This is a genomic window from Bradyrhizobium sp. BWA-3-5, from assembly GCF_032917985.1.
Lineage (GTDB): Bacteria > Pseudomonadota > Alphaproteobacteria > Rhizobiales > Xanthobacteraceae > Bradyrhizobium.
In genome coordinates, this window is sequence record NZ_CP136626.1 from 743,228 (window position 1) to 764,525 (window position 21,298).

The 21,298-nt window shown below is 64.9% G+C and carries 17 protein-coding genes; 10 read left to right on the forward strand and 7 right to left on the reverse strand.

What is annotated here, in order from left to right:
• The first annotated feature begins 10 nt into the window (after positions 1–10).
• Complete coding sequence (gene pdeM / locus RX331_RS03490; protein ID WP_317255267.1) at positions 11–682, forward strand: ligase-associated DNA damage response endonuclease PdeM; 672 nt, start codon at positions 11–13, stop codon at positions 680–682.
• A gap of 218 nt (positions 683–900) precedes the next feature.
• Here pdeM and RX331_RS03495 read toward each other — a convergent pair whose 3' ends face one another.
• Positions 901–1,764, reverse strand: a complete 864-nt coding sequence (locus tag RX331_RS03495; protein ID WP_317255268.1) for a LysR family transcriptional regulator — start codon at positions 1,762–1,764, stop codon at positions 901–903.
• A gap of 97 nt (positions 1,765–1,861) precedes the next feature.
• Between RX331_RS03495 and RX331_RS03500 the strand changes: the two genes are divergently transcribed.
• The 3 genes from RX331_RS03500 to RX331_RS03510 all read left to right on the forward strand — a co-directional run bounded on the left by RX331_RS03500 (position 1,862) and on the right by RX331_RS03510 (position 5,021).
• Positions 1,862–2,791, forward strand: a complete 930-nt coding sequence (locus tag RX331_RS03500) for a DMT family transporter (RefSeq protein ID WP_317255269.1) — start codon at positions 1,862–1,864, stop codon at positions 2,789–2,791.
• Positions 2,788–3,567, forward strand: a complete 780-nt coding sequence (locus RX331_RS03505; protein WP_317255270.1) for an MBL fold metallo-hydrolase — start codon at positions 2,788–2,790, stop codon at positions 3,565–3,567. The genes RX331_RS03500 and RX331_RS03505 overlap by 4 nt, the downstream gene beginning before the upstream one ends.
• Before the next feature lie 92 nt (positions 3,568–3,659).
• A complete protein-coding gene (locus RX331_RS03510) occupies positions 3,660–5,021 on the forward strand; it encodes an Nramp family divalent metal transporter (RefSeq protein WP_317255271.1) in 1,362 nt (453 codons plus the stop codon).
• Between the two features lie 85 nt (positions 5,022–5,106).
• Here RX331_RS03510 and RX331_RS03515 read toward each other — a convergent pair whose 3' ends face one another.
• From RX331_RS03515 to RX331_RS03535, 5 genes are all read right to left on the reverse strand, one after another.
• Complete coding sequence (locus tag RX331_RS03515; protein WP_317257994.1) at positions 5,107–5,868, reverse strand: TIGR02186 family protein; 762 nt, start codon at positions 5,866–5,868, stop codon at positions 5,107–5,109.
• A 17-nt stretch (positions 5,869–5,885) separates the two neighbouring features.
• Positions 5,886–6,812 carry a sulfite exporter TauE/SafE family protein gene (locus RX331_RS03520; protein WP_317255272.1) on the reverse strand — a complete coding sequence of 309 codons (927 nt, stop codon included), beginning with the start codon at positions 6,810–6,812 and terminating at the stop codon, positions 5,886–5,888.
• A gap of 220 nt (positions 6,813–7,032) precedes the next feature.
• A complete protein-coding gene (locus RX331_RS03525; protein WP_317255273.1) occupies positions 7,033–7,743 on the reverse strand; it encodes a hypothetical protein in 711 nt (236 codons plus the stop codon).
• Positions 7,744–8,129: 386 nt separating this feature from the next.
• Positions 8,130–11,438, reverse strand: a complete 3,309-nt coding sequence (locus RX331_RS03530) for a hypothetical protein (RefSeq protein WP_317255274.1) — start codon at positions 11,436–11,438, stop codon at positions 8,130–8,132.
• A gap of 190 nt (positions 11,439–11,628) precedes the next feature.
• Entirely contained in the window at positions 11,629–12,225 is a 597-nt protein-coding gene (locus RX331_RS03535) for a PadR family transcriptional regulator (protein ID WP_317255275.1), read from the reverse strand.
• Positions 12,226–12,354: 129 nt separating this feature from the next.
• On the opposite strand from RX331_RS03535, the gene RX331_RS03540 reads away from it, so the two are divergent.
• From RX331_RS03540 to RX331_RS03555, 4 genes are all read left to right on the forward strand, one after another.
• Complete coding sequence (locus tag RX331_RS03540) at positions 12,355–12,744, forward strand: nuclear transport factor 2 family protein (RefSeq protein WP_317255276.1); 390 nt, start codon at positions 12,355–12,357, stop codon at positions 12,742–12,744.
• A 178-nt stretch (positions 12,745–12,922) separates the two neighbouring features.
• Complete coding sequence (locus RX331_RS03545) at positions 12,923–14,713, forward strand: acyl-CoA dehydrogenase C-terminal domain-containing protein (protein ID WP_317255277.1); 1,791 nt, start codon at positions 12,923–12,925, stop codon at positions 14,711–14,713.
• 62 nt (positions 14,714–14,775) lie between these two features.
• Positions 14,776–15,984, forward strand: coding sequence for an acetyl-CoA C-acetyltransferase (locus RX331_RS03550; RefSeq protein ID WP_317255278.1), 1,209 nt, complete (start codon positions 14,776–14,778; stop codon positions 15,982–15,984).
• A gap of 160 nt (positions 15,985–16,144) precedes the next feature.
• Complete coding sequence (locus RX331_RS03555; RefSeq protein ID WP_317255279.1) at positions 16,145–18,358, forward strand: FAD-dependent oxidoreductase; 2,214 nt, start codon at positions 16,145–16,147, stop codon at positions 18,356–18,358.
• Positions 18,359–18,535: 177 nt separating this feature from the next.
• On the opposite strand, the gene gstA is transcribed toward RX331_RS03555, so the two are convergent.
• The gene (gene gstA / locus RX331_RS03560; protein WP_317255280.1) at positions 18,536–19,150 is read right to left on the reverse strand and encodes a glutathione transferase GstA; all 615 of its coding nucleotides are present in this window, start codon (positions 19,148–19,150) and stop codon (positions 18,536–18,538) included.
• A gap of 121 nt (positions 19,151–19,271) precedes the next feature.
• On the opposite strand from gstA, the gene RX331_RS03565 reads away from it, so the two are divergent.
• Both RX331_RS03565 and RX331_RS03570 read left to right on the forward strand, forming a co-directional pair.
• Positions 19,272–19,760: a MarR family winged helix-turn-helix transcriptional regulator gene (locus RX331_RS03565; protein ID WP_317255281.1), complete on the forward strand. Its 489-nt coding sequence runs from the start codon at positions 19,272–19,274 to the stop codon at positions 19,758–19,760.
• Between the two features lie 96 nt (positions 19,761–19,856).
• Positions 19,857–21,227, forward strand: a complete 1,371-nt coding sequence (locus RX331_RS03570; RefSeq protein ID WP_317255282.1) for a glutamate--cysteine ligase — start codon at positions 19,857–19,859, stop codon at positions 21,225–21,227.
• Positions 21,228–21,298 lie beyond the last annotated feature (71 nt).

Sequence of the window (21,298 nt, forward strand, 5' to 3'; positions counted from 1 at the left end):
CGGTCAAGAGATGCGCGCCTCGAAGGTCACAATCGCAGATGTGATGTTTGTCGCCGATGTCTCGGGCGCGCTGTTCTGGCAGGAGCAGCGCCTGCTCGTCATTTCCGATCTGCATCTGGAAAAGGGCTCGAGCTTCGCCAGGCGTGGTGTGCTGCTGCCGCCCTATGATACGGTGGCGACGCTCAGCCGTCTCGCCGCCGTGATCGCGCGGCATGACCCGCGCATGGTGATCGCGCTCGGCGACAGCTTTCATGATTCTGACGCGCATAAGCGGCTGTCCGAGCCGGATCGCGATGCGCTTGTGGCAATGCAGGCGCGGCGCGACTGGATCTGGATCTCGGGCAATCACGATCCGGCCCTGCCGTCCGATCTCGGTGGCACGGTGGCGAACGAGGTCGCGATCGGGCCGATCGCCTTCCGCCACGAGCCGACCGGCGCCGCCGGCGAAATCGCCGGCCACCTGCATCCCAAGGCGCGGGTGCCGACGCGAGGCCGATCGATCGAACGCCGCTGCTTCGTTTCCGATGGCGAGCGCGCGGTGATGCCGGCGTTCGGCGCCTATACCGGGGGGCTGAGCATCCGCGATATCGCCTTCGCAAATATTTTCGGCGCGCCCGATTTCATAGCGCATGTGCTCGGTGACAACAGGCTGCACTCGATTGTCGCATCGCGGTGTTATTGAGTTTTCGACCCCTGCTGCACCTCTTCTTAACCTCGCCCCGCTTGCGAGGAGAGGTCGGATCGCATCGGAGATGCGATCCGGGTGAGGTGGTACAGGTCTCACCGCGTTCTGTACTCGCGGAGGCAGCCCCTCACCCCGACCCTCCAAGAGCAAGCCTCGCTTGTCTCGACCCCACGAAGAGCGGGGCGAGGGAGCGCACCGCCCGGCGTCGCGTTGTCCTACGCCGCCTTTGCCTGCACATTGCTGCAGAACTCGGCGAGGCGCTCGGCCAGCCGCAGCGTCGCCGGGCTGGCGTCGGGCGAGGCCACCAGCGCGACTTCGGTGCGGTCGATCGGTGCGAAGCCATCCTTCGCTGTCAGCACGCGGTGATCGGCCTGTATCGCCATTTCCGAGAGAATGGAAAGACCCATGCCGGCGGCGACCGCGGCCTGAATGCCGGAGAGGTTGGAAGAGGTATAGGCCATATGCCAGCTACGTCCGGCGCTCTCCAGCGCATGGATCGCGCCCGCCCGATACAGGCAGCCCGAAGGAAAGCCGATCAGCGGCACCGAACCGGTGCGGGTATCTCGCGGGTGGCTTTTGCTGGTGACCCAGTGTACGCGCTCCGGCCACACCGCGATGCCGCCCTTTTCTCCCGCCGCACGCTTGAACAATGCGAGATCGAGTTCGCCCCGCTCCAGCTCGCGCTTGAGGTTGGCGCTTTGATCGGCGCGCACGTCGAGCCGCAGGCCGGGATGCGAGCGCGAGAATGCCGCCAGGAGTTTCGCCAAGCGATAGGCGGCGAAATCCTCGGGCACGCCGAGCCTGACCGCGCCCTCGCTCTCGGGACGCGCCACCACGTCGCGCGCCTCTTCGGCCAGAGCCAACAGGCGCCGCGCATAGGACAGCAGCCGCTCGCCGGCTTCCGTCGGCGTCACGTCCTTGCCGATGCGGTTGAGTAGCGGCTGGCCGAGATCGTCTTCCAGCCGCTTGATCTGCTGGCTCACGGTGGATTGCGTGCGGTGGACGCGCTCGCCGGCGCGGGTGAAGCCGCCGGCGTCGACGACGGAAACGAAGCTGCGCAAAAGTTCCAGATCGAGCATATGAATGCTCCATTTATAAATCCACTGGATGTCATCTTATCATTTAATTTCCAAATATCAACGCGCGGCCCTAGATCATAGGCAAAGGAGACTTGTCATGTCGCTCGCGCCCTCGGTCGCGGTTCCCCGCACGACCTTCAACCCGCTCCCGCTCTACATCGCGGCCTTCTGCCTGCTGTGGAGCTTCGCTTTTGTCGCCGGCAAGATCGGCGTCACCGATTGTCCGCCGCTGATCCTGCTCGCCGCGCGCTTCTCGCTGGCCGGCATCCTGATCCTCGGCATCTCCGCGCTACGCAGCGAAAAATGGGAATTGTCCTGGCGTGACGCCGTCGTGTTCGCCGTGCTCGGCGTCGCCAACAACGCGCTCTATCTCGGTCTCGGCTATACCGGACTGAAGACAGTATCTGCAGGTCTCGGCGGCCTGATCGTGTCGGCCAACCCCGTCTTCACCGCGATGCTGGCCGCGCTGTTCCTCGGCGAAGCCATGACCTTGCGCAAGGTGACGGGCCTATTGCTCGGCATCGCGGGCGTGACCTTCATCGTCTGGCATCGCATGTCGGTCGGATCAGATGACTGCCACGGCATCCTGTTCACGCTGGCGTCATTGGTCTCGATCGTGGCCGGCACCATCCTGTTCAAGGTGCTGGCGCCGAAGGGCTCGCTTTGGATCGGCAATGGCATCCAGAACATCGCAGGCGGCCTTGCGGTGATGCCGTTCGCGTTCACGCTGTCTAGCATCAGCGAGGTCGTGCCGAGCGCGCGGCTATTGGGCGCCTTCGCCTTCCTCGTGCTGGGCGGCTCGATCCTCGCTTACCTGCTCTGGTTTCATCTCCTGAAAGTGTGTGGCGCGACGGCCGCGAGTGCCTATCATTTCCTGATGCCGCCGCTCGGCATGCTGTTCGCCTTCCTCGTGCTCGGCGAGCATGTCGAATTCCGCGACCTGCTCGGCATCGTCCCGGTGGCGCTCGGCATCTACCTGGTGACCCGCCCGGCGGCGCTGGCATCGATCAAGAGGAGCGCGACATGAGTCTTTCCATCACCCTGATCGGCGGCCCCACCGCCCTGATCGAATTTGACGGCTTCCGTCTCCTCACCGATCCTACCTTCGATGGCCCCGGCGACTATCAACTGCCGCATGTGAAGCTGGAGAAACTGACCGGACCCGCGATGAGCGCACGCGATGTCGGCGCGATCGATGCGGTGCTGCTCAGCCACGACCAGCACTCGGACAATCTCGACCATTCCGGCCGCGATTTCCTTAAAGAGACGAAGCGCGTGCTGACGACGGAAGCGGGCGCAAAACGGCTCGGCGGCAATGCCGAGGGCTTTGCGCCCTGGGCATCGACCGAGCTGAAGAAGGGCGGCCAGTCGCTCGTCATCACGGCGACGCCGGCCCGCCACGGACCGGCCGGTATCGAGCCGCTGTCGGGTGACGTGATCGGCTTCGTGTTGGAATCGAGCAAGCCGGGCAGCCGCCCGATCTACATCAGCGGCGACACCACCTGGTTCGATGGCGTCGCGGAAGTGGCCAGGCGCTTCAAATGCGGCGTGGTGCTGCCGTTCGCCGGGGCCGCGCAAACCCGCGGTCCGTTTCACCTCACCATGGACACCAACGATACAATCGAGACCGCGCGCGCCTTTGCCGATGCGGTCATCGTGCCCGTGCATACCGACGGCTGGAAACACTTCAAGCAAAGCGCCGGCGATCTTCGTGCCAGCTTCGATACGCTGGGTTTCGGTTCGCGGCTGCGCATCCTGGAGCCCGGCGTCGCGACCATCATCGAAACGGCACATCGGGCGTAGCCATACTTGTATCCAGCCGCGCGACCTTGAACTAGGTTCCTGTTCAGGAACCGAAACCGTTCTGGGTCGTTGTCGGTGCGACTGGATCAAGCATGGCAAATCGAACCAAATCAAATTCCAAGCGTCACGCGAGCGCGGCCTCCAGTCATTCCAAGCAAGCCGAAAAAACCGGGCCGCAGCGGACATTCAGCTCCCGCGATGCGCTCAAAGCGCTCGGCCCCGGCCTGATCACCGGCGCGGCCGATGACGATCCGTCCGGGATCGGCACTTACAGTCAGGCAGGCGCGCAGTTCGGTTACGCCATTGGCTGGACCATGCTGCTGACGTTTCCGCTGATGGCGGCGATCCAGGAAATCTCCGCGCGGGTCGGCCGCGTCACCGGTCACGGCATATCGGGCAATGTATGCCGGCACTATTCAAACTGGCTGCTGAACGTCGTGGTGACGCTGCTGTTCATCGCCAACACCATCAATATCGGTGCCGATCTCGGCGCCATGGCGGACGCCAGCAAGCTGCTGATCGGCGGCCACAGCATCGTCTATGTCTTGCTGTTCGGCCTCATCTCGGTCGGCGCGCAGATCTTCCTCGACTACAAGCGCTACGTCGCGGTGCTGAAATGGCTGACGCTCAGCCTGTTCGCCTATGTTGCGGCGCTTGCGTTCGCCAAGGTGTCATGGGGCGATGCGCTCGCCGGCATCCTACTCCCGCGTCTCTCCTGGAATCTCGACTATTTCACCACCATCGTCGCGATCTTCGGCACCACGATCTCGCCCTACCTGTTCTTCTGGCAGGCCTCGCAGGAGGCCGAGGACCAGCGTGTCGACAAGACCAAGCGTCCCCTGATCGAAAAGCATTATGGCGCGCGGCGGGAATTCAGCCGTATCCGCGCCGACACCATCATCGGCATGGCGTTCTCCAATCTGATCGCGCTTTCGATCATCGTCACCGCGGCGGCGACGCTGCATGTGGCCGGCAAGACCAACATCCAGAGTTCGGCGGAAGCCGCCGAAGCATTGCGCCCGATCGCAGGCGCCCTGGCCGAGATGATCTTTGCCCTCGGCATCGTCGGCACCGGCCTGTTGGCGATTCCGGTGCTCGCCGGCGCCACGGCCTACGCGGTCGGCGAGGGGCGGCGCTGGCCGGTCGGCCTTGCCCGCAAGCCGAAGGAAGCCGCTGCGTTCTATGCCGTGCTGGCGCTGTCGGCGGGGATCGGGATCGCACTCAATTTCACGCCGATCAACCCGATCTCGGCGCTGTACTGGAGCGCGGTCGTCAACGGCGTTCTCGCCGTGCCGGTAATGGTTCTACTGATGTTGATGGCGCGGCGACACGAGGTGATGGGCACGTTCGTGGTCAACAAAGGCGCGCTTTATTGGCTGGGCTGGCTTTCCACGGCCGCGATGATGCTCAGTGTCATTGCGATGAGCATCGGATTTTTTGTCGGGAAGTCGTAGGATGGGGCGCAGCGATACCATCATCATCAGATGTTGGGTATCGCTGCGCTCCACCCAACCTACGCACCGCATTTGCGGCACGCCCTCAATCCTTCCTGAACACGATCGAGGCCATCCATCCCGTCATCAGCGCCATGAAGGCGGTGATCGCCCCGTAGACGAAGCCGTGCTGCTGCGCGGTGGTGGCGACGAACTGCTCGAACCCGACCTTGACGATCTCGAACGCGGTGTCGGTCTTGGTCACCAGCTGGCCATCGGCGAACAGCTTGATCTCGACGTTGTAGAGGCCGATCGGCACTTCCGCCGGCAGCGGAATGCCGGTGCGGAACAGCGTCGGCGTCAGGAAGGTGACCGCCGAGGTCTCCTCGCGATAGAGGCCATGCTGGCGGCGCAGCCGAACGAAGGCGCTGCGGAACGCGTCGTCAGGTACCACGTCGGCATAGTCGCCGCTGACGCGCTGGGTCAGGAGCACGTTGTTCAGCCCGAGCTGCTGCCGCCGCTGCACCTCCGGCGAGGCAATCGCATCGAACGGACGGTTGGAGAACAGCGCCAGATAGGTCGGCACCCTCAAGAACTGCCTGTAGTCGGTGTTGATCCAGATCCCGAACCGCCGCTCCTTGCGCCGCGTCACCATGTCGGCGCGCGGGCCGGCAACCGTCACTACCAGATCGTAGGTGCGGCCCGGCGGCGTGTTGGCGTCCTTTTCCACGGAGCCGAACAGCACCAGCTCCTCGCCGGAATAGTTCGGCGTCACGGTGACGCGGTGGTTCGACACCGACACGATCAGCCGTTCGGCCTGCACCGGCGATGCGGCGAGCAGGGCGCACAGCGCCAGCCATCCCAGCATGCGGGTGAGGCGTGCAGTCATCCCGTCACCCCCGTTTCCCGCACGGTGAAGAGATCCTCGGGCCGGATCACGAGCTCGACAGCGAAGCGGATGCCGACGGCCAGCACCAAGAGGCCGAGCAGCAGGCGCAGATGTTCGCCGCGGATCTTCTGCCCGGCGCGGGCGCCGAATTGCGCGCCGGTGACGCCGCCGATCATCAGGATCAGCGCCAGCACGGCATCGACCAAATGATTGGTCACCGCATGCAGCATGGTGGCGAACACCATGGTGACAAGGGTCAGCACCATCGAGGTGCCGATCACGGTCGAGGTCGGCACCCGCAGCACGTAGATCAGAAGCGGCACCAGGATGAAGCCGCCGCCGATGCCCATCACGGCGCCGACGAAGCCGATGATCAGCCCGATCACCACGACCGGAATGACGGACAGATAGATCTTCGAGCGCTTGAAGCGCATCTTCAGCGGCAGGCCGTGGATCCAGACATGGCTGCCAGGGCGGCGCATCGTGACCGGGCCGCCCTTGCGCGCCCGCAGCAGCGCCCGCAGGCCTTCCCAGAACATCAGGCCGCCGACGGTGGTCAGCAGGATGACGTAGGACATCGCGATCATCAGATCGAGCTGCCCGAGCGAGCGCAGCAGCGTGAAGGTCCAGACCCCCAGCGCCGTGCCCAGACTGCCGCCGGTCAATAAGACGGCGGCCAGCACCGGATCGATGGCGCGCCGCCGCCAATAGGATATCGCGCCGGAAAACGAGGAGGCGGCGATGTGGCTGGCGACCGAGGCGACCGCGACCGCGGGCGCGATGCCGACGAAGATCAGCAGCGGCGTCATCAGGAAGCCGCCGCCGATCCCGAACATTCCCGAGACGAATCCCACCGCCGCGCCCATCGCCAGGATGAGGAAGACATTGACCGGGAGATCGGCGATCGGGAGGTAGAGCTGCACGCGCGCCTGCTTTTTGTAGCTTTGCCGCACGAGGCGGCCGGGGAGACCGCTCGGGACGTGGTTTCTATCGGGTTTGCCGGCAGTGGGCGCCGGTTTGCGCATGCATCATTGCGTGCGTGGCGCCGGTTCCCGCACCCTTTGCATAACTGAATTCGCCGTGATGAGGGACTAAAAATGCCCCAGAAGGCAAATTTTTGCCTGACATGCCCGAGCGGTAGGCTCAGGGCTTTTCGATGGGATCGGTGACGAGGTTCATCGTCAGCGCCTGCCGGGGGCTGAGCCAGCGGATCTCCCGGGTCTCCGACATCGCTTCGACGATCGAGGACGAGACGCCCATTTTGGTCATGTAGCCCAGCACGGCCCCCGATATCCGCTGGGCCTCCGCCACGGGGTCGTTCACGGGCCGGGTTGTGACAAACCTGTGAACGCCGAGCGCCGACCCTAATACGCCGAAGCGGGGCTTGCCTCCGGCATAGGCGAGCACGCAGGCGCTGGCGCAATAGGCAGGCTTGATGCGGCCGGAGGCGTCGGTGCTGCCGACCGCGGTGGCGAGGGAGCGCTGCCGGATGATTTCGCCCATGATCATCGCCTGGTTCAGATCGCCGCCGGGCGAAGCCAACAGGACGATGTCGCCGGCGGCGAGATTAGCCGCCTCCAGTCTTGAGCGAAACCAACTCGCGGCGGCCGGGCCGATGGTGCCGCTGACGAACAGCGCGCGCTGGCCGCGGCTCGAACCGTCGAGATAAAGCGTGTCGATCACTTCCGATGTCAGGCTCGGCGAGACGTACTGGTCCTTCCAGTAGTGCCAGGCCTCCGGCCGCGACAGATCCCGGTAGGCGCGAATGCCGACGCTGGAAAGCAGGATGAGGAAGACCGTGGCCGACCAGAAATGCCATCGGGGCCGCGGTGTCTGGACCGGCGGCGGCGCCATATTTTGAGTTGGTGGGATCTGACCGGGTGGAATGCGCGGCGGTGCGACCGCGGGGCCAGTCGGCGACCTGCGGAAACGGTTTTCCCCCGGGCTATCTTCCGTCGACACTCGATTCTCTCTGTCCGCCGGACCCTGTCAGAGGGCAGGCTGGCCTGAAGCCATACACGAATTTATGGTCGCGGATATGGCAAGGCCGGTTCATGGGTCCCGGCTCTGCATCGCGTCACTGCGTGCCGCGACGCGTCCGGGACACGAGAGCATTTGAGGCCGACAAATTTTCTCCCGTTCCCCGGACGCAGCGCAGCGCTACAGCGGTGCGCTGCAGAGCCGGGGCCCATGCGCTGGACTCGCATCTGGCGATGCCCAACGGCATCGCGGCTCCAAGTTTAGTGGATGGCGGCGGTGCGCTTTGTCGCAGCGGGCTTGGCGGCGGGTTTGGCGGCGGCCGGCGCCGAGTCCCAACCGCCGGCGGGCGAGGCCACGTTGACGGCGTCTTCGGGCTGCGGCTCGACCGTGAAGGTCTGGATGGCGAGCCTGGCGGCCGCCAGCGATTGGGCGTCCAGTCGCTTGGCGACATCGTCGCGCTTGCGGCCGGCGTCGGCGTCGCCCTGGGCGGCTGCGAGGCTGAACCATTTGAAGGATTCGGCGAGGTTCTGTTCGACGCCGATGCCGCGGGCATAGAGAATGCCGAGGTTGAACTGGCTGTCGGCGACGCCGCGGTCGGCGGCCTTGCGGAACCAGATCGACGCGCTTTTGTAATTGGCGCCCTTGCCGCCGCCATCGGCGTCCAGCACGGCGAGATTATGCATCGCCTTGGCGCTGCCGCGCTCGGCCGCCTGCAGATAGTAGCGCCGCGCGATATCGACGTCCTTCTTCACGCTCAAGCCCTTCTCATAGAAGGTGCCGAGCCTGAACAACGCCGGCACGATGCCGGCCTGCGCCGCGCGGTCATACCATTTCGCGGCCTCGTCGAGGTTCGGCGCAACGCCCTTGCCTTCGGCAAAGCGGACGCCGATCTCGTAAGCCGCGGTCGGGTCGCCCTTCAGCGCGGCAGTACGCAAGGCCGGGCCGCCGATCGCATCGGGCAGCCGCTCGGTCGGCGGCACCGCGACCATGGCGAGCTTGGCGCCGGCTGGCGGCACTGTCGCTATCGCGCCGGTGATATCGCTGGCCGCGGCCTGCGGCACCGAGGTCTGCGGCAGTATCGGCGCCTGCGGCGGCGGCGCGATCCGCGCGCTGTCGAGCGTATTCGGTGCGGAGGAATTGTTCGACTGCTTCTCGACCGGCGTCGGCGAAATCATCATCGGTGCCGGGGTCTGCGTCGGAGCCATTGCGGGCCGGACCGTCTCTGCCGGCGCGGGCGCCTGCGCCGCGGGAGGAGCCGGCTCGCCCGGCTGTTCCATCATCGGCAGTTGCAGCACGCTGCCGGTATCGAGCAGCGTCATCGCCATCTTGAACGTGCCGAGGACGATCACGACCACGCTCGCGCCGACCAGCAGCGAGCGGATCTTGGAGGAGATGTTCGAGGGGGTCTTGTCGTCTGCCTTCGCCTTGGCCTTGTCGCCGCCCTTGTCCTTGGGCGCAGCCTTCGCCGCACGTCCGGCCTTCTCGGGCGGGGGCGCCGCAGCCGCGGCCTGCGCGGCGCGGCGCGCGGCGGCAATGAAGCTTGAGGAGCTGACCGGCTCTTTCGGCCCGGCCGCGATCTCGCTGATCGCGTTTTCCGAAGCCGCGATCCGTTCCGATGGCGTAGCCATGCGCGCGGGCGGCCGTGTGCCCGGCTCGAGCGGATGATCGGGCGGCAAGTCGGGCGCGATTACCGTGCGCGGCGCGGCGGCATGCGGCTCCAGGATTTCGCTGATCGCGCGCGGCGGCGCGGGCGGGGCGGCGACCGGCGCGGCCGGCGGCTGCGCCGCGTGGAAGTCACGCGGGGCGGCGGCAAACGCCTCCGGCGCCGCCGTCGCCTGCAGCGCGGCAGGGTTCGGCAATTCCGGCTTGGTTTGCTGCGCGTAGGTTTTCAGCGGCGTGGTCGGGCGGGGCAGTTCCTCGATGATTTCGGCCGCTGCAGGCGGAAGGATGGGCGTGCTAAGCGCCGGGCGGGCGGTGCGCAGATCGCCTTCGATCATCGATAGGCGATCGACAACATGGCCGAGCGTGCCGTGGACGGTTTCGAGCGACTCCTGCGTGCGGCGGTCGGTCTCCGACTGGCTGAAGCGGATATCGGACAGTTCGCGCTTCACCAGATCGACGATGCCGGTATCCATCGGCTGGGCGGCGCCGCTGGCGTTACGGTTGGAGTCGGCGAGGGCGACGAGGCTGGCGTGCTGGCGCTCCAGCGAACGCAGAATGTCGTGCAGGCCTTCCTCGACCCGTCCGAGATCGATGGCCGGCGCGGCGGATCGGTCGTTGGAGGCTTCCAGGCGCTCCAGCAGATAGGAAACGCGCTGTTCGAGATGGGCAAATGCGGAGGCATTGTCGTTGCCGACCGGGATGCGGTCGAGCCGCTCCGACAGCGTGCGCAACGCGTTCTCGAAATATTCCGAAGGTTCGCCCGCTGCGGCGGCCGGCCGGCTTTCCAGCGTCGAGGTCAGCGCGGCCAGGCGCTGTTCGAGCTGTCCGAAGGCGTCACTGTTGCCGTCGAAGCGGGAGAGCTGATCGACCTTGGCCGACAGCGTGTGCACGTCGTCGGAAAGGCGGGCCAGCGCGTCGTTGGAAGCGACGTTGGAGACGATGCCGCGCAGCGCCGCAATCGCACTTTCGAGCTGCTGCACGGTCGACGGATCGTCGTTGCTGCGCAGGATCATGTCGAGCTTGGCGCCGAGGTTGCGGATCGCCTCGTCATAGCCGGTGAGCTGCTCGGCCGGCGTCAGCGAGCCCAGCGCGTCACGGATTTCACCGAGCGCGCGCTCGATATTGGCGAGCACCTGGCCGTCGGAGCCGTGCTGGCGGCTGTCATCGATGCGGCGGGACAGCGAGCGGATCTCATTCTCGAGCGATTCGATCTCGCGGCGCGGCACCGCCTCGGTGATGGCCTGGCGGATTTCGGCGAGCTCGCTGCGGAACGCCGCGATCGACTGTTCGATATGATCGGGCCGCTGCAGCGCCTCGATCTGGCTCGTGATCTTGAGCAGGTGACGCTCGAGCGACGAGAAGTCCGGCCCGGCGGGGGCCGCCGGTTGCGCGGGCTGCGCCGGCGCGCCATCGAGTTCGTTCTGGCGCGCGGTGATTTCGGCGATCGCAAAATCCATCGAGGCCGGGCTGAGCGGCGGCGCGGGACGATAGACCTGGGCGGCGGCGCGCTCGACCAGGTCGCTCTGGCGCTGCCTCTCGTGCATCTGGGCCTGCCGTGCCGGCGCGGAATTCGAAATCTGTGACAGCCGCGCGTCGAGGCGCGAAATGGCGTCGTTGAGCTGGCGGGCCACCGTCGGTTCGCTGCGCGGCGCCGGCCGCGAGATCTGCTCGATCTGCCGGGTGATCGAATCCAGCCGCTGGTGAATGTCGGAGACGTCGGGAATCTGCCGGGCAGGCGCAGCGGGCCGCTGCGCCGAAAACGCGCCGAAGCTGGACGACGCGGATTCGCCAAGGGTGGAATTGAGCCAGTCGTTCAGTGACATTCCGGAGCGGCGCGCGGCCGCCTCGGCCCTTTCGCGGACGGAAGGATCGATGTCGTCAACGCTCCACGATACGCGCGAATTCATGCTCTGGTCCGGTTCCGCTACGGCGCCCCACCTGCGCCATCAGCCTCCCCGCGCGTCCCACTGAAGAGACAATCGAATTTTGCGCAGGTCGTCTGCCTCAGAACCTGACTTTTGTTCCTTACGGTAAATAACGGGTTAAGGAATGGAATGGCCCGCCGCAAAAGTTACCGGGTGGCCCGCTAGGCGGCCTTCAGCCGTTATTTTCTCGCTTGCCGGCCTCAATCGCAACAACGTTGGACCGCTCGGTGCCTGATGCCAGCACCGACAGCGCTTCGATCGCCTCTTCGCACCATTCCGCCACCGCGCGCTCGTGGCTCATGCCGATGCGGAGACCGAGCAGCTTGCCGACGTCGGCCGGCGGCGCGATGCCATCGGGGAAGCGCTTGTTGAGCAGGCGCTCGTAGCGGGTGAACCGGTCGCGGTGATGTTCGAGCCGCGCCATCAGGTCGGTGCGCAGCGGTTCGATGTCGACGCTGTCGAGGGCATAAAGCCGCACCAGGAGGTCGTCCTTGATCGAGGCCGGCACGCTCGGCCGCTTGGCCCAGTGCCGGAGCGCGGCGCGGCCCTCGGGTGTTAGCGTGTAGACCAGCTTGTTCGGCTTGCCGGATTGCACCACCTCGCGGCCCTGGATGTGGCCGCGGTCGCGCAGCCGGGTGAGCTCCCGATAAATTTGCTGGTGGTCGGCCTTCCAGAAGAATCCAATGGAGTTGTCGAACGTCTTGGCGAGCTCATAGCCCGTCATCGGGCGTTCGGTCAGGCAGGCAAGGATCGCATCACCAAGCGCCATGACACCGGCCTCCGGCTTTCAATTGTGATTTGACTTTATGCATAAAGTTGCATATGCGTCAATGCGCATAAGCTCCGGAGAGGTGTGTCCCCGGCATCCAGCCCGTCATCGCCCGCGCAAGGAGACATGATGACCATGAGCGGCCTCGACAAGTGGTACGGCTACATGAAGTCGCATGACACGGCGGCGTTGTGGGACCTGTTACACCCCGACGCGGTGTTCGAAAGCCCCGTCGTCCACACGCCGCAGCGCGGCCGCGACATCACTTTCAAATATCTGGCGAGCGCCGAAAAGGTGCTGGGCGGCCCCGGCTTCAAATATGTCGGCGAGTGGCGCAGCGCGAATGGCGCGGTTCTCGAATTCGAAAACGAGATCGAGGGCATCAAGATCAACGGCGTCGACATCATCACCTTCAGCGATGACGGTAAGATCACGCACTTCAAGGTGATGGTACGTCCATTGAAGGGAATCAATTTGCTGCACCGCTTGATGGGAGAGCAACTCGCCAAGCAGGGATGAGGGATGAGGGAGCGAAGACCGCGGCCGCCGCCTATGTCGCAATGGCTGTCCGGAAATTTCACTTACCTGCTCACTCCCTAGAGTATCGGGAACCGGATAAGGTCGCTTTCCGGAGCACCGTCATTTCAAGTCAAGCGCCGCCGCCCATTTCCAAGCTTGCCGCTGCCGGGAGAACACCATGCCGATCTACAAAGCCCCCGTGGAAGACGTCACCTTCCTGCTCAACGACGTGTTCCAGATCGATCGCTACGATAATCTGCCCGGCTTCACCGACGCCTCGGCCGATGTGCGCGAGGCGATCATCGGCGAGGCCGCCAAGCTCTCCGAAGAGGTGCTGCAGCCGCTCAACCGCGTCGGCGATCTCGAGGGCTGCAAGCGGCATGACGATGCCAGCGTGACGACGCCGAAGGGTTTCAAGGAAGCCTTCAAGCAGGTGGCCGAAGGCGGCTGGCTCGGCCTGTCGGCGCCGGCGGAATATGGCGGGCAGGGGCTGCCGGTGACGCTGAGCCAGGTCGTCACCGAATTCCAGAGCGCGGCCAACATGGCGTTCTCGATGTATGGCGGTCTCACCATGGGCGCGACCGCGGCGCTACTGGTGCATGGCGACGCCGAACAGAAGAAGACCTATGTGCCGAAGATGGTGGCGGGCCAGTGGACCGGCACCATGAACCTCACCGAGCCGCAATGCGGCACCGATCTTGGCCTGCTGCGCACCCGCGCGGTGAAGCAGGCGGACGGCAGCTACAAAATCACGGGCACCAAGATCTTCATCTCCGCCGGCGAGCACGATCTTGCCGAGAACATCATCCATCTGGTGCTGGCGCGGATCGAAGGCGCGCCCGCCGGCATCAAGGGCGTGTCGCTGTTCGTGGTGCCGAAATTCCTCGTAAATGCCGACGGCTCGCTGGGCGCGCGCAACGGCGTGTCCTGCGGCTCGATCGAGCACAAGATGGGCATTCACGGCAATTCGACCTGCGTGATGAACTACGACAACGCCACCGGCTGGCTGATCGGCGAAGAGAACAAGGGCATGCAGGGCATGTTCGTCATGATGAACGAGGCCCGCCTTGGCGTCGCCGTGCAGGGCCTCGCGCAGTCCGAAGTCGCCTATCAGAACGCGGTGGCCTATGCGCGCGAGCGCCTGCAGGGCCGCGCGCTGACCGGCGCCAAGGAAGCCGACAAGCCGGCTGACCCGATCATCGTGCACCCGGACGTGCGCCGCGTGCTCCTCACCATCCGCGCCTTCAACGAGGCGGCGCGCGCCATGGTGGTGTGGACCGCGCTGAAGAGCGACGTCGCCCACCGCTCCGCCGATCCAAAGGACCGCGAGGCGGCCGACGACCACATGGGCCTGATGACCCCGGTCATGAAGGGCGTGATGACCGATGTCGGCTTCTCCAACGCCGTGCTGGCGCAGCAGATGTATGGCGGCCACGGCTACATCGCCGAGCACGGCATGGAGCAGTTCGTGCGCGATGCCCGCATCGCCATGCTCTACGAGGGCGCCAACGGCATCCAGGCGCTCGACCTCGTCGGCCGCAAGCTGCCGCGCAATGGCGGCCGTGCGGTAATGGCGTTCTTCGCCGAGGTCGGCGCCTTCGCCAAGGAGCACGGCGGCGACGAGGCGATGAAGCCGTTCGTCACGCCGCTGTCGACCGCGCTCGGCCATCTGCAGCAGGCCACCGGCTGGCTGATGCAGAATGCGATGACCAAGCCCGACAATGCCGGCGCTGCCGCCACCGACTACATGCAATTGTTCGGCCTCGTTGCCTTCGGCTTCATGTGGGCGCGGATGGCGAAGGTGGCGCAGGACAAGATCGCGGCCTCTGGCGCAACGCCCTACCTGAGCACCAAGCTGGTGACCGGCCGCTTCTTCATGGAGCGGATGCTGCCGGAAACCCATGTTCATCTCGCGCGCATCCAGTCGGGCTGCGCCACGACCATGGAATTGGCGGCGGAAGCGTTCTGAATTTTTCTGCCGTTTCCGACCTTTCGCCTATAATATTATGATCCTCATACCAGGAGGGCGTCATGCCTGAGGCATTTATCTACGATCACGTTCGCACCCCGCGGGGCCGCGGCAAGCCCGATGGCGCGCTGCACGAGGTCACCGCGCTGGCGCTCGCCACCGTGCCGCTGCAGGCGTTGAAGGAGCGCAACAACCTCGCTGAAGACGTCGTCGACGACGTGGTGCTCGGCGTGGTCGATCCGGTCGGCGAGGCCGGCAGCGATATCGCGCGCTTCGCCGCCCTGAAGGCCGGCCTCGGCGAGGCCGTACCGGGCGTGCAGATCAGCCGCTTCTGCGCCTCCGGCCTCGACGCCGTAAATTTCGCCGCCGCCCAGATCATGAGCGGCCAGCATGACCTCGTGATCGGCGGCGGCGCCGAATCGATGAGCCGCGTCGGCATCGGCGCCTCCGGCGGCGCCTGGCCGATGGACCCTTCGATGGCGGTGCCGGCCTATTTCATGCCGCAGGGCGTCTCGGCCGATCTGATCGCGACCAAATACGGTTTTTCGCGCGACGACGTCGATGCGTACGCCGTGCAGAGCCAGCAGCGCGCGGCGAAGGCCTGGGACGAGGGCCGCTTCAACAAGTCGGTGGTGCCGGTCAAGGACATCAACGGCCTCACCATCCTCGCCAAGGATGAGCACATGCGCCCGACCACGACCATGCAGTCACTGGCGCAACTGCAGCCGTCCTTCACCGTGATGGCCCAGATGGGCGGCTTCGATGCGGTGGCAGTTCAGTCGCATCCCGAGATCGAGCGCGTCAATTACGTGCACCATGCCGGCAACTCTTCCGGCATCGTCGACGGCGCAGGCGCCGTGCTGCTCGGCAGCAAGGAAGCCGGCGCGAAACACGGGTTGAAACCGCGCGCCAAAATCCGCGCCTTCGCCAATATCGGCTCGGAGCCCGCGATGATGCTGACCGGCCCGGTCGACGTCACCGAAAAGTTGTTCGCGCGTTCCGGCATGAAGAAGTCGGATATCGATCTGTTCGAGCTGAACGAGGCCTTTGCTTCCGTCGTGCTGCGCTACATGCAGGCGTTCGACATCGACAATGCGAAGATCAACGTCAATGGCGGGGCGATTGCGCTCGGCCATCCACTCGGCGCGACCGGGGCGATGATCCTCGGCACTGTGCTCGATGAGCTGGAGCGCACCAACAAGTCGACCGCGCTGGTGACGCTGTGCATCGGCGGCGGCATGGGGACGGCGACGATCATCGAGCGGGTGTGACGCGACGCAATGCGTAGGGTGGGCAGAGTGAAGCGTGCCCGCCATCGAATTCTCCGCAAGAAATGGTGGGCATGGCGCAAATGCGCCTTTGCCCACCCTACGAGATCCGAATTCAACCGCCGCGCCTGAGATCGGCTGCCGGCACCGAGGGAGCAACCAAATGGCCTTCAAGAATTTCAATCTAGAGACCGACGCCGACGGCATTGCGCTCGTCACCTGGGACATCCCGGGACGTTCGATGAACGTGCTGGACGAGACCTCGACCAGCGAGCTTGAGGAGATCCTGAAGCAGACCACGGCTGATACCGCGGTGAAGGGCATCGTCATCACGTCCGCCAAGGATGCGTTCTGCGCCGGCGCCGACCTTTCGATGCTGGAAGGCATGAACCAGGAATACGCCAAGGTCCTGAAAGAAAAGGGCGAGGTGGCGGCGAACCAGATGCTGTTCGACCAGAGCCGCCGCTTCTCGCTGGTGCTGCGCGGCATCGAGACCTGCGGCAAGCCATGGGCGGCCGCGATCAACGGGCTCGCGCTCGGCGGCGGCTTTGAGGTGACGCTGTCCTGCCACTACCGCGTCGCGGCGGAGAATCCAAAAACCCGCCTCGGGCTGCCGGAAGTCAAGGTCGGGCTTTTCCCAGGCGCCGGCGGCACCCAGCGCGTGCCGCGCCTCGTGCCGCCGCAAGATGCGATGACCATCCTGCTCAAGGGCGATCCGGTCACCGTCGACAAAGCGAAATCGCTCAACCTGATTCACGCCATCGTGCCGGCCGCCGACCTGATCAAGGCGGCCAAGGACTGGATCAAGGGCGGCGGCAAGGCGGTCGCGCCGTGGGACGAGAAGGGCTTCAGGCTGCCGGGCGGGCCGGTGTTCTCCAAGGCCGGCATGATGATGTTCCCGGCCGGCAACGCGATCTATCGCCGCGAGACCTACGACAATTATCCGGCGGCGCGCGCCATCATGAGCTGCGTCTATGAGGGGCTTCAGCTCCCGATCGACGCCGCGCTCCGCGTCGAGTCGCGCTACTTCACCAAAGTGCTGCGCTCCAAGGAAGCGGCTGCGATGATCCGCAGCCTGTTCCTGTCGATGCAGGAATTGAACAAGGGCGCGCGGCGTCCGACAAACGTGCCGGCGACCAAGGTCAAGAAGATCGCCGTGATCGGCGCCGGCTTTATGGGCGCCAGCGTCGGCTACGTCTCGGCCCGCGCCGGCCTCAATGTCGTCCTGATCGACCGCGACCAGGAAAGCGCCGACAAGGGCAAGGCCCACGCCAAGGGCGTCATCGACGGCCTGATCGCCAAGGGCCGCGCCAAGCCGGCCGAGGCCGACGCCATTATGGCGCGCATCACGCCGACCGCGGATTACGCTGCGCTCAGCGATTGCGACCTCGTGATCGAAGCCGTGTTCGAGGACCGCAAGGTCAAGGCGGATACCTTCGCCAAGGCGCAGCAGTACCTCAAGGCGGACGCGATCTTCGCCTCCAACACTTCGACGCTGCCGATCACCTCGCTGGCCGAAAACTTCAAGGAGCAGGGCAAGTTCGTCGGCATCCATTTCTTCTCGCCGGTCGAGAAGATGATGCTGGTCGAGATCATCCTCGGCAAGAACACCGGCGATGTCGCGCTGGCGACCGCGCTGGACTACGTCCGCATCATCGGCAAGACGCCGATCGTCGTGAACGATTCCCGCGGCTTCTACGCCAACCGCTGCGTCGGCCGCTACATTGCCGAAGGCAACGAGATGTTCCTGGAAGGCGTGCCGCCGGCGATGATCGAGAACTGCGCCAAGATGGCCGGCATGCCGGTCGGTCCGCTGTCGCTGTCGGATGAAGTCGCCCTCGACCTCGGGCTGAAGGTCATGAAGGCGACGGAAGCCGATCTTGGCCCGAATTCGATCAACCCCGATCAGAAGAAGCTGATGGTGGAGATGGTCGAGAAGCAGGGCCGCCTCGGACGCAAGAACAGCAAGGGCTTTTACGACTATCCCGAGAAGGGCAAGGGCCAGAAGAGCCTGTGGCCGGGGCTGTCAGCCTTGCAGCCCAAGCAGCTCGATCCTGACACGCTCGACGTGGAGGAGCTCAAGCAGCGCTTCTTGGTGGTGCAGGCAGTCGAGGCCGCGCGCACGGTGGAGGATCACGTCATCACCGATCCGCGCGAGGCCGATGTCGGCTCGATCCTCGGTTTCGGATTCGCGCCGTTCACCGGCGGCACGCTGTCCTATATCGACTTCATGGGCGCGCGGAAGTTCGTCGAACTCTGCCACAAGCTCGAAGCCAAATACGGCTCCCGCTTCACCCCCCCGAAGCTGCTGGAGGACATGGCCGCCCGCGGCGAAACCTTCTACGGCCGCTTCGCGCCGAAGAAGGCGGCGGCGTAACTACGCGCTTTCGTCATTCCGGGGCGCGTCGTAGACGCGAACTATGGGGCGCCCTTGCGCCCCTGAGAATCTCGAGATTCCGAGTCTGGTCCTTCGGACCATCCCGGAATGACGTGCTCAAACAAAAGGGCCGGATCATGCATCCGGCCCTTTCCTATTCTACGATTGCTAACCGCCTCACGCTGCCTTCAGCAACCCTTCCTTGGTCATCGCTTCCTGCACCTTCGGGCGGGCGGCGACGCGGGCCTTGTAGGCGAGCAGGTTCGGCATATCGGAGAGGTCGAATTTCAACCGGTCCGTCGCCCACATCAGCATGGTGAACAGGTAGCCGTCGGCGACGGTAAACTGCTTGCCCATCAGGTAGTCGCGCCCGGCCAGCGCGGTTTCCAGATATTTGAACTTAGCCATCGCGCGGTCCTTGAAGAAGCCCTTGGCTTCCTCGGCGAGCAGCGGCGAGAACATCGGCCCGATATTCTTGTGCAGCTCGGTCGTGATGAAGTTCAGCCATTCGAGCAGCTTGTAGCGCTCCTGCGAATCCCGGGCGGGCGCCAGATCCTTGCCCGCCTTGTCGGCGATCATCTGGACGATGACGGGCCCTTCGGTCACCAGTTCGCCGGATTCGAACTGCACCACCGGCACCTGGCCCTTGGGATTGACCTTCAGGAAATCGTCACCGTTTTCCAGTTTCTTGGCGCGCAGGTCGACCTTGACCAGTTCATAGGGCAGACCGGCTTCCAGAAGGGCGATATGGGGGGATAGCGAGCAAGCGCCCGGGGAATAATATAGTTTCATGGGTTTTTCCTTCCCTCGCAATTGTCGGCGGACCGACTAAATGCATCTGCATGGAATAGTCAAGATTGATGCACCTGCATTTAGTGGGGTACACTGATCAGCGATAGATACGGACCGGATCATGAAACGCAAACCATCGACCGAGGCGACCGCCGCCTGGATCCGCCTGATGCGGGTGCAGAGCCGGGTGCTCGACGCCGTCGAGCAGGATTTGAAGAAGGCGGGCTTTCCGCCGCTCGCCTGGTATGACGCGCTGCTGGAACTGTCGCGCGCGCCGTCCGGCGAGATGCGTCCGGTGGAGCTGGAAAAGCAGATGCTGATCCCGCAATATTCCACCTCGCGGTTGATCGACCGCCTGGTCGACGAGGGCCTGGCGGCGCGGCGCGAATGCAAGATCGACAAGCGCGGCCAGTTCGTCGAGATCACCGAGGCCGGGCGCGAGCTGCAGAAGAAGATGTGGACCGCCTATTCGGCAGCGATCGAAAAGCACGTCGGCTCCAAACTGTCCGATGCCGACGCCATGAAGCTGTGCGGTCTGCTCGACCGTCTCGGCTGCTCATGCTCCGACGTCAAGGCGGCCGCTGCCCGCGACGGCGTGCCGGCGCGATGAAGGCCCTCACACCTTTCGTTATTGCGGACCACGTCGTCCGCATCCCCTTGGCTACACGGCGTGTTCGGTCGAATCGCCCCTTATCCGGATTTTTTCATGGCGCGTGACCAGATCGATATGACGCCGCTGCAATCGCGTGACGAGCTCGTTGCGTGGTTCGAGGCCGGCATCAAGCCGCCGTCCGAGTTCCGCATCGGGACCGAGCACGAGAAGACGCCGTTCACGCTGGAGGGCCGTCAGCCCGTGCCGTACGAAGGTGCGCGCGGCATCGGCGCGCTACTTGAAGGCATGCAGCTCCTGCTCGGCTGGGAGCCGATCATGGAGCGCGGCAACATCATCGGGCTCTATGACGTCACCGGCGGCGGCGCGATTTCGCTGGAGCCTGGCGGCCAATTCGAATTGTCGGGCGCGCCGGTCGAAAACGTGCACCAGACCCAATCCGAGCTGATGGCGCACCTGGCGCAGGTCCGCGAGATCGCGACACCGCTCGGGATCGGCTTCCTCGGCCTCGGCATGACGCCATCCTGGTCGCGGTCACAGATCCCGCTGATGCCCAAGGGCCGCTACAAGATCATGACCAACTACATGCCGAAGGTCGGCCGATACGGCATCGACATGATGTATCGGACATGTACGGTACAGACCAATCTCGACTTCTCCTCCGAAGCCGACATGGTCAAGAAGCTGCGGGTGTCGCTGGCGCTGCAGCCGATCGCCACCGCTCTGTTCGCCAATTCGCCGTTCACCGAAGGCAAGCCCAACGGCTACCTGTCGTTCCGCTCCGAGATCTGGCGCGACACGGATAACGCGCGCTCCGGCATGCTGCCCTGGGTGTTCGAGGACGGCATGGGGTTCGAGCGCTGGGTCGACTATGCGCTCGACGTTCCCATGTATTTCGTCAAGCGGGACGAGACCTATATCGACGTCGCCGGCTCCTCGTTCCGCGCCTTCTTCGAGGGCCGCAACAATTCTCTGCCCGGCGAGCGTCCGACCCTGTCGGATTGGGCCAACCATTTGTCGACGATCTTTCCGGAAGTCCGCCTCAAGCGCTATCTGGAAATGCGCGGCGCCGACGGCGTGCCGTGGGGCCGGCTGCCGGCGCTGCCGGCGTTCTGGGTCGGGCTGTTGTACGATAATGACAGCCTGGATGCGGCCTGGGATCTGGTCAGCCACTGGACCGCGGCCGAGCGTCAGGCGCTGCGCGACGACGTGCCGCGCTTCGGTTTCAAGGCCAGGATCAAGGACCGCTATCTGTTCGAGATCGCCAAGGAATGCCTGAAACTGTCGCATGCCGGCCTGCGGCGGCGTGGCCGCATAGACCAGCTCGGCCGCGACGAGAGCCGCTACCTCGAGCCGCTGGAACGTATCCTCGAATCCGGCCGCACGCCGGCGGAAGAAATGCTGGACAAGTTCAATGGCGAGTGGGGCGGTTCCGTCGAGCCCGTCTATCAGGAATACGCGTTCTGACCAAACGGGTTGCCTGGCATTTGGGCCGTTCATCCACCGTACAGGTTGATGGCGCTCAAATGACGAAAGAT

Excerpts from the sequence above, each read along its gene's own strand:
- RX331_RS03555 (WP_317255279.1), top strand. The coding sequence starts at position 16,145 with ATGGCCTTCAAGAATTTCAATCTAGAGACCGACGCCGACGGCATTGCG.
- pdeM (WP_317255267.1), top strand. The coding sequence starts at position 11 with ATGCGCGCCTCGAAGGTCACAATCGCAGATGTGATGTTTGTCGCCGAT.
- RX331_RS03525 (WP_317255273.1), bottom strand. The coding sequence starts at position 7,743 with ATGGCGCCGCCGCCGGTCCAGACACCGCGGCCCCGATGGCATTTCTGG.
- RX331_RS03565 (WP_317255281.1), top strand. The coding sequence starts at position 19,272 with ATGAAACGCAAACCATCGACCGAGGCGACCGCCGCCTGGATCCGCCTG.
- RX331_RS03540 (WP_317255276.1), top strand. The coding sequence starts at position 12,355 with ATGACCATGAGCGGCCTCGACAAGTGGTACGGCTACATGAAGTCGCAT.
- RX331_RS03515 (WP_317257994.1), bottom strand. The coding sequence starts at position 5,868 with ATGCTGGGATGGCTGGCGCTGTGCGCCCTGCTCGCCGCATCGCCGGTG.
- RX331_RS03570 (WP_317255282.1), top strand. The coding sequence starts at position 19,857 with ATGGCGCGTGACCAGATCGATATGACGCCGCTGCAATCGCGTGACGAG.
- RX331_RS03500 (WP_317255269.1), top strand. The coding sequence starts at position 1,862 with ATGTCGCTCGCGCCCTCGGTCGCGGTTCCCCGCACGACCTTCAACCCG.
- RX331_RS03530 (WP_317255274.1), bottom strand. The coding sequence starts at position 11,438 with ATGAATTCGCGCGTATCGTGGAGCGTTGACGACATCGATCCTTCCGTC.
- RX331_RS03495 (WP_317255268.1), bottom strand. The coding sequence starts at position 1,764 with ATGCTCGATCTGGAACTTTTGCGCAGCTTCGTTTCCGTCGTCGACGCC.
- RX331_RS03510 (WP_317255271.1), top strand. The coding sequence starts at position 3,660 with ATGGCAAATCGAACCAAATCAAATTCCAAGCGTCACGCGAGCGCGGCC.
- gstA (WP_317255280.1), bottom strand. The coding sequence starts at position 19,150 with ATGAAACTATATTATTCCCCGGGCGCTTGCTCGCTATCCCCCCATATC.
- RX331_RS03550 (WP_317255278.1), top strand. The coding sequence starts at position 14,776 with ATGCCTGAGGCATTTATCTACGATCACGTTCGCACCCCGCGGGGCCGC.
- RX331_RS03505 (WP_317255270.1), top strand. The coding sequence starts at position 2,788 with ATGAGTCTTTCCATCACCCTGATCGGCGGCCCCACCGCCCTGATCGAA.
- RX331_RS03535 (WP_317255275.1), bottom strand. The coding sequence starts at position 12,225 with ATGGCGCTTGGTGATGCGATCCTTGCCTGCCTGACCGAACGCCCGATG.
- RX331_RS03545 (WP_317255277.1), top strand. The coding sequence starts at position 12,923 with ATGCCGATCTACAAAGCCCCCGTGGAAGACGTCACCTTCCTGCTCAAC.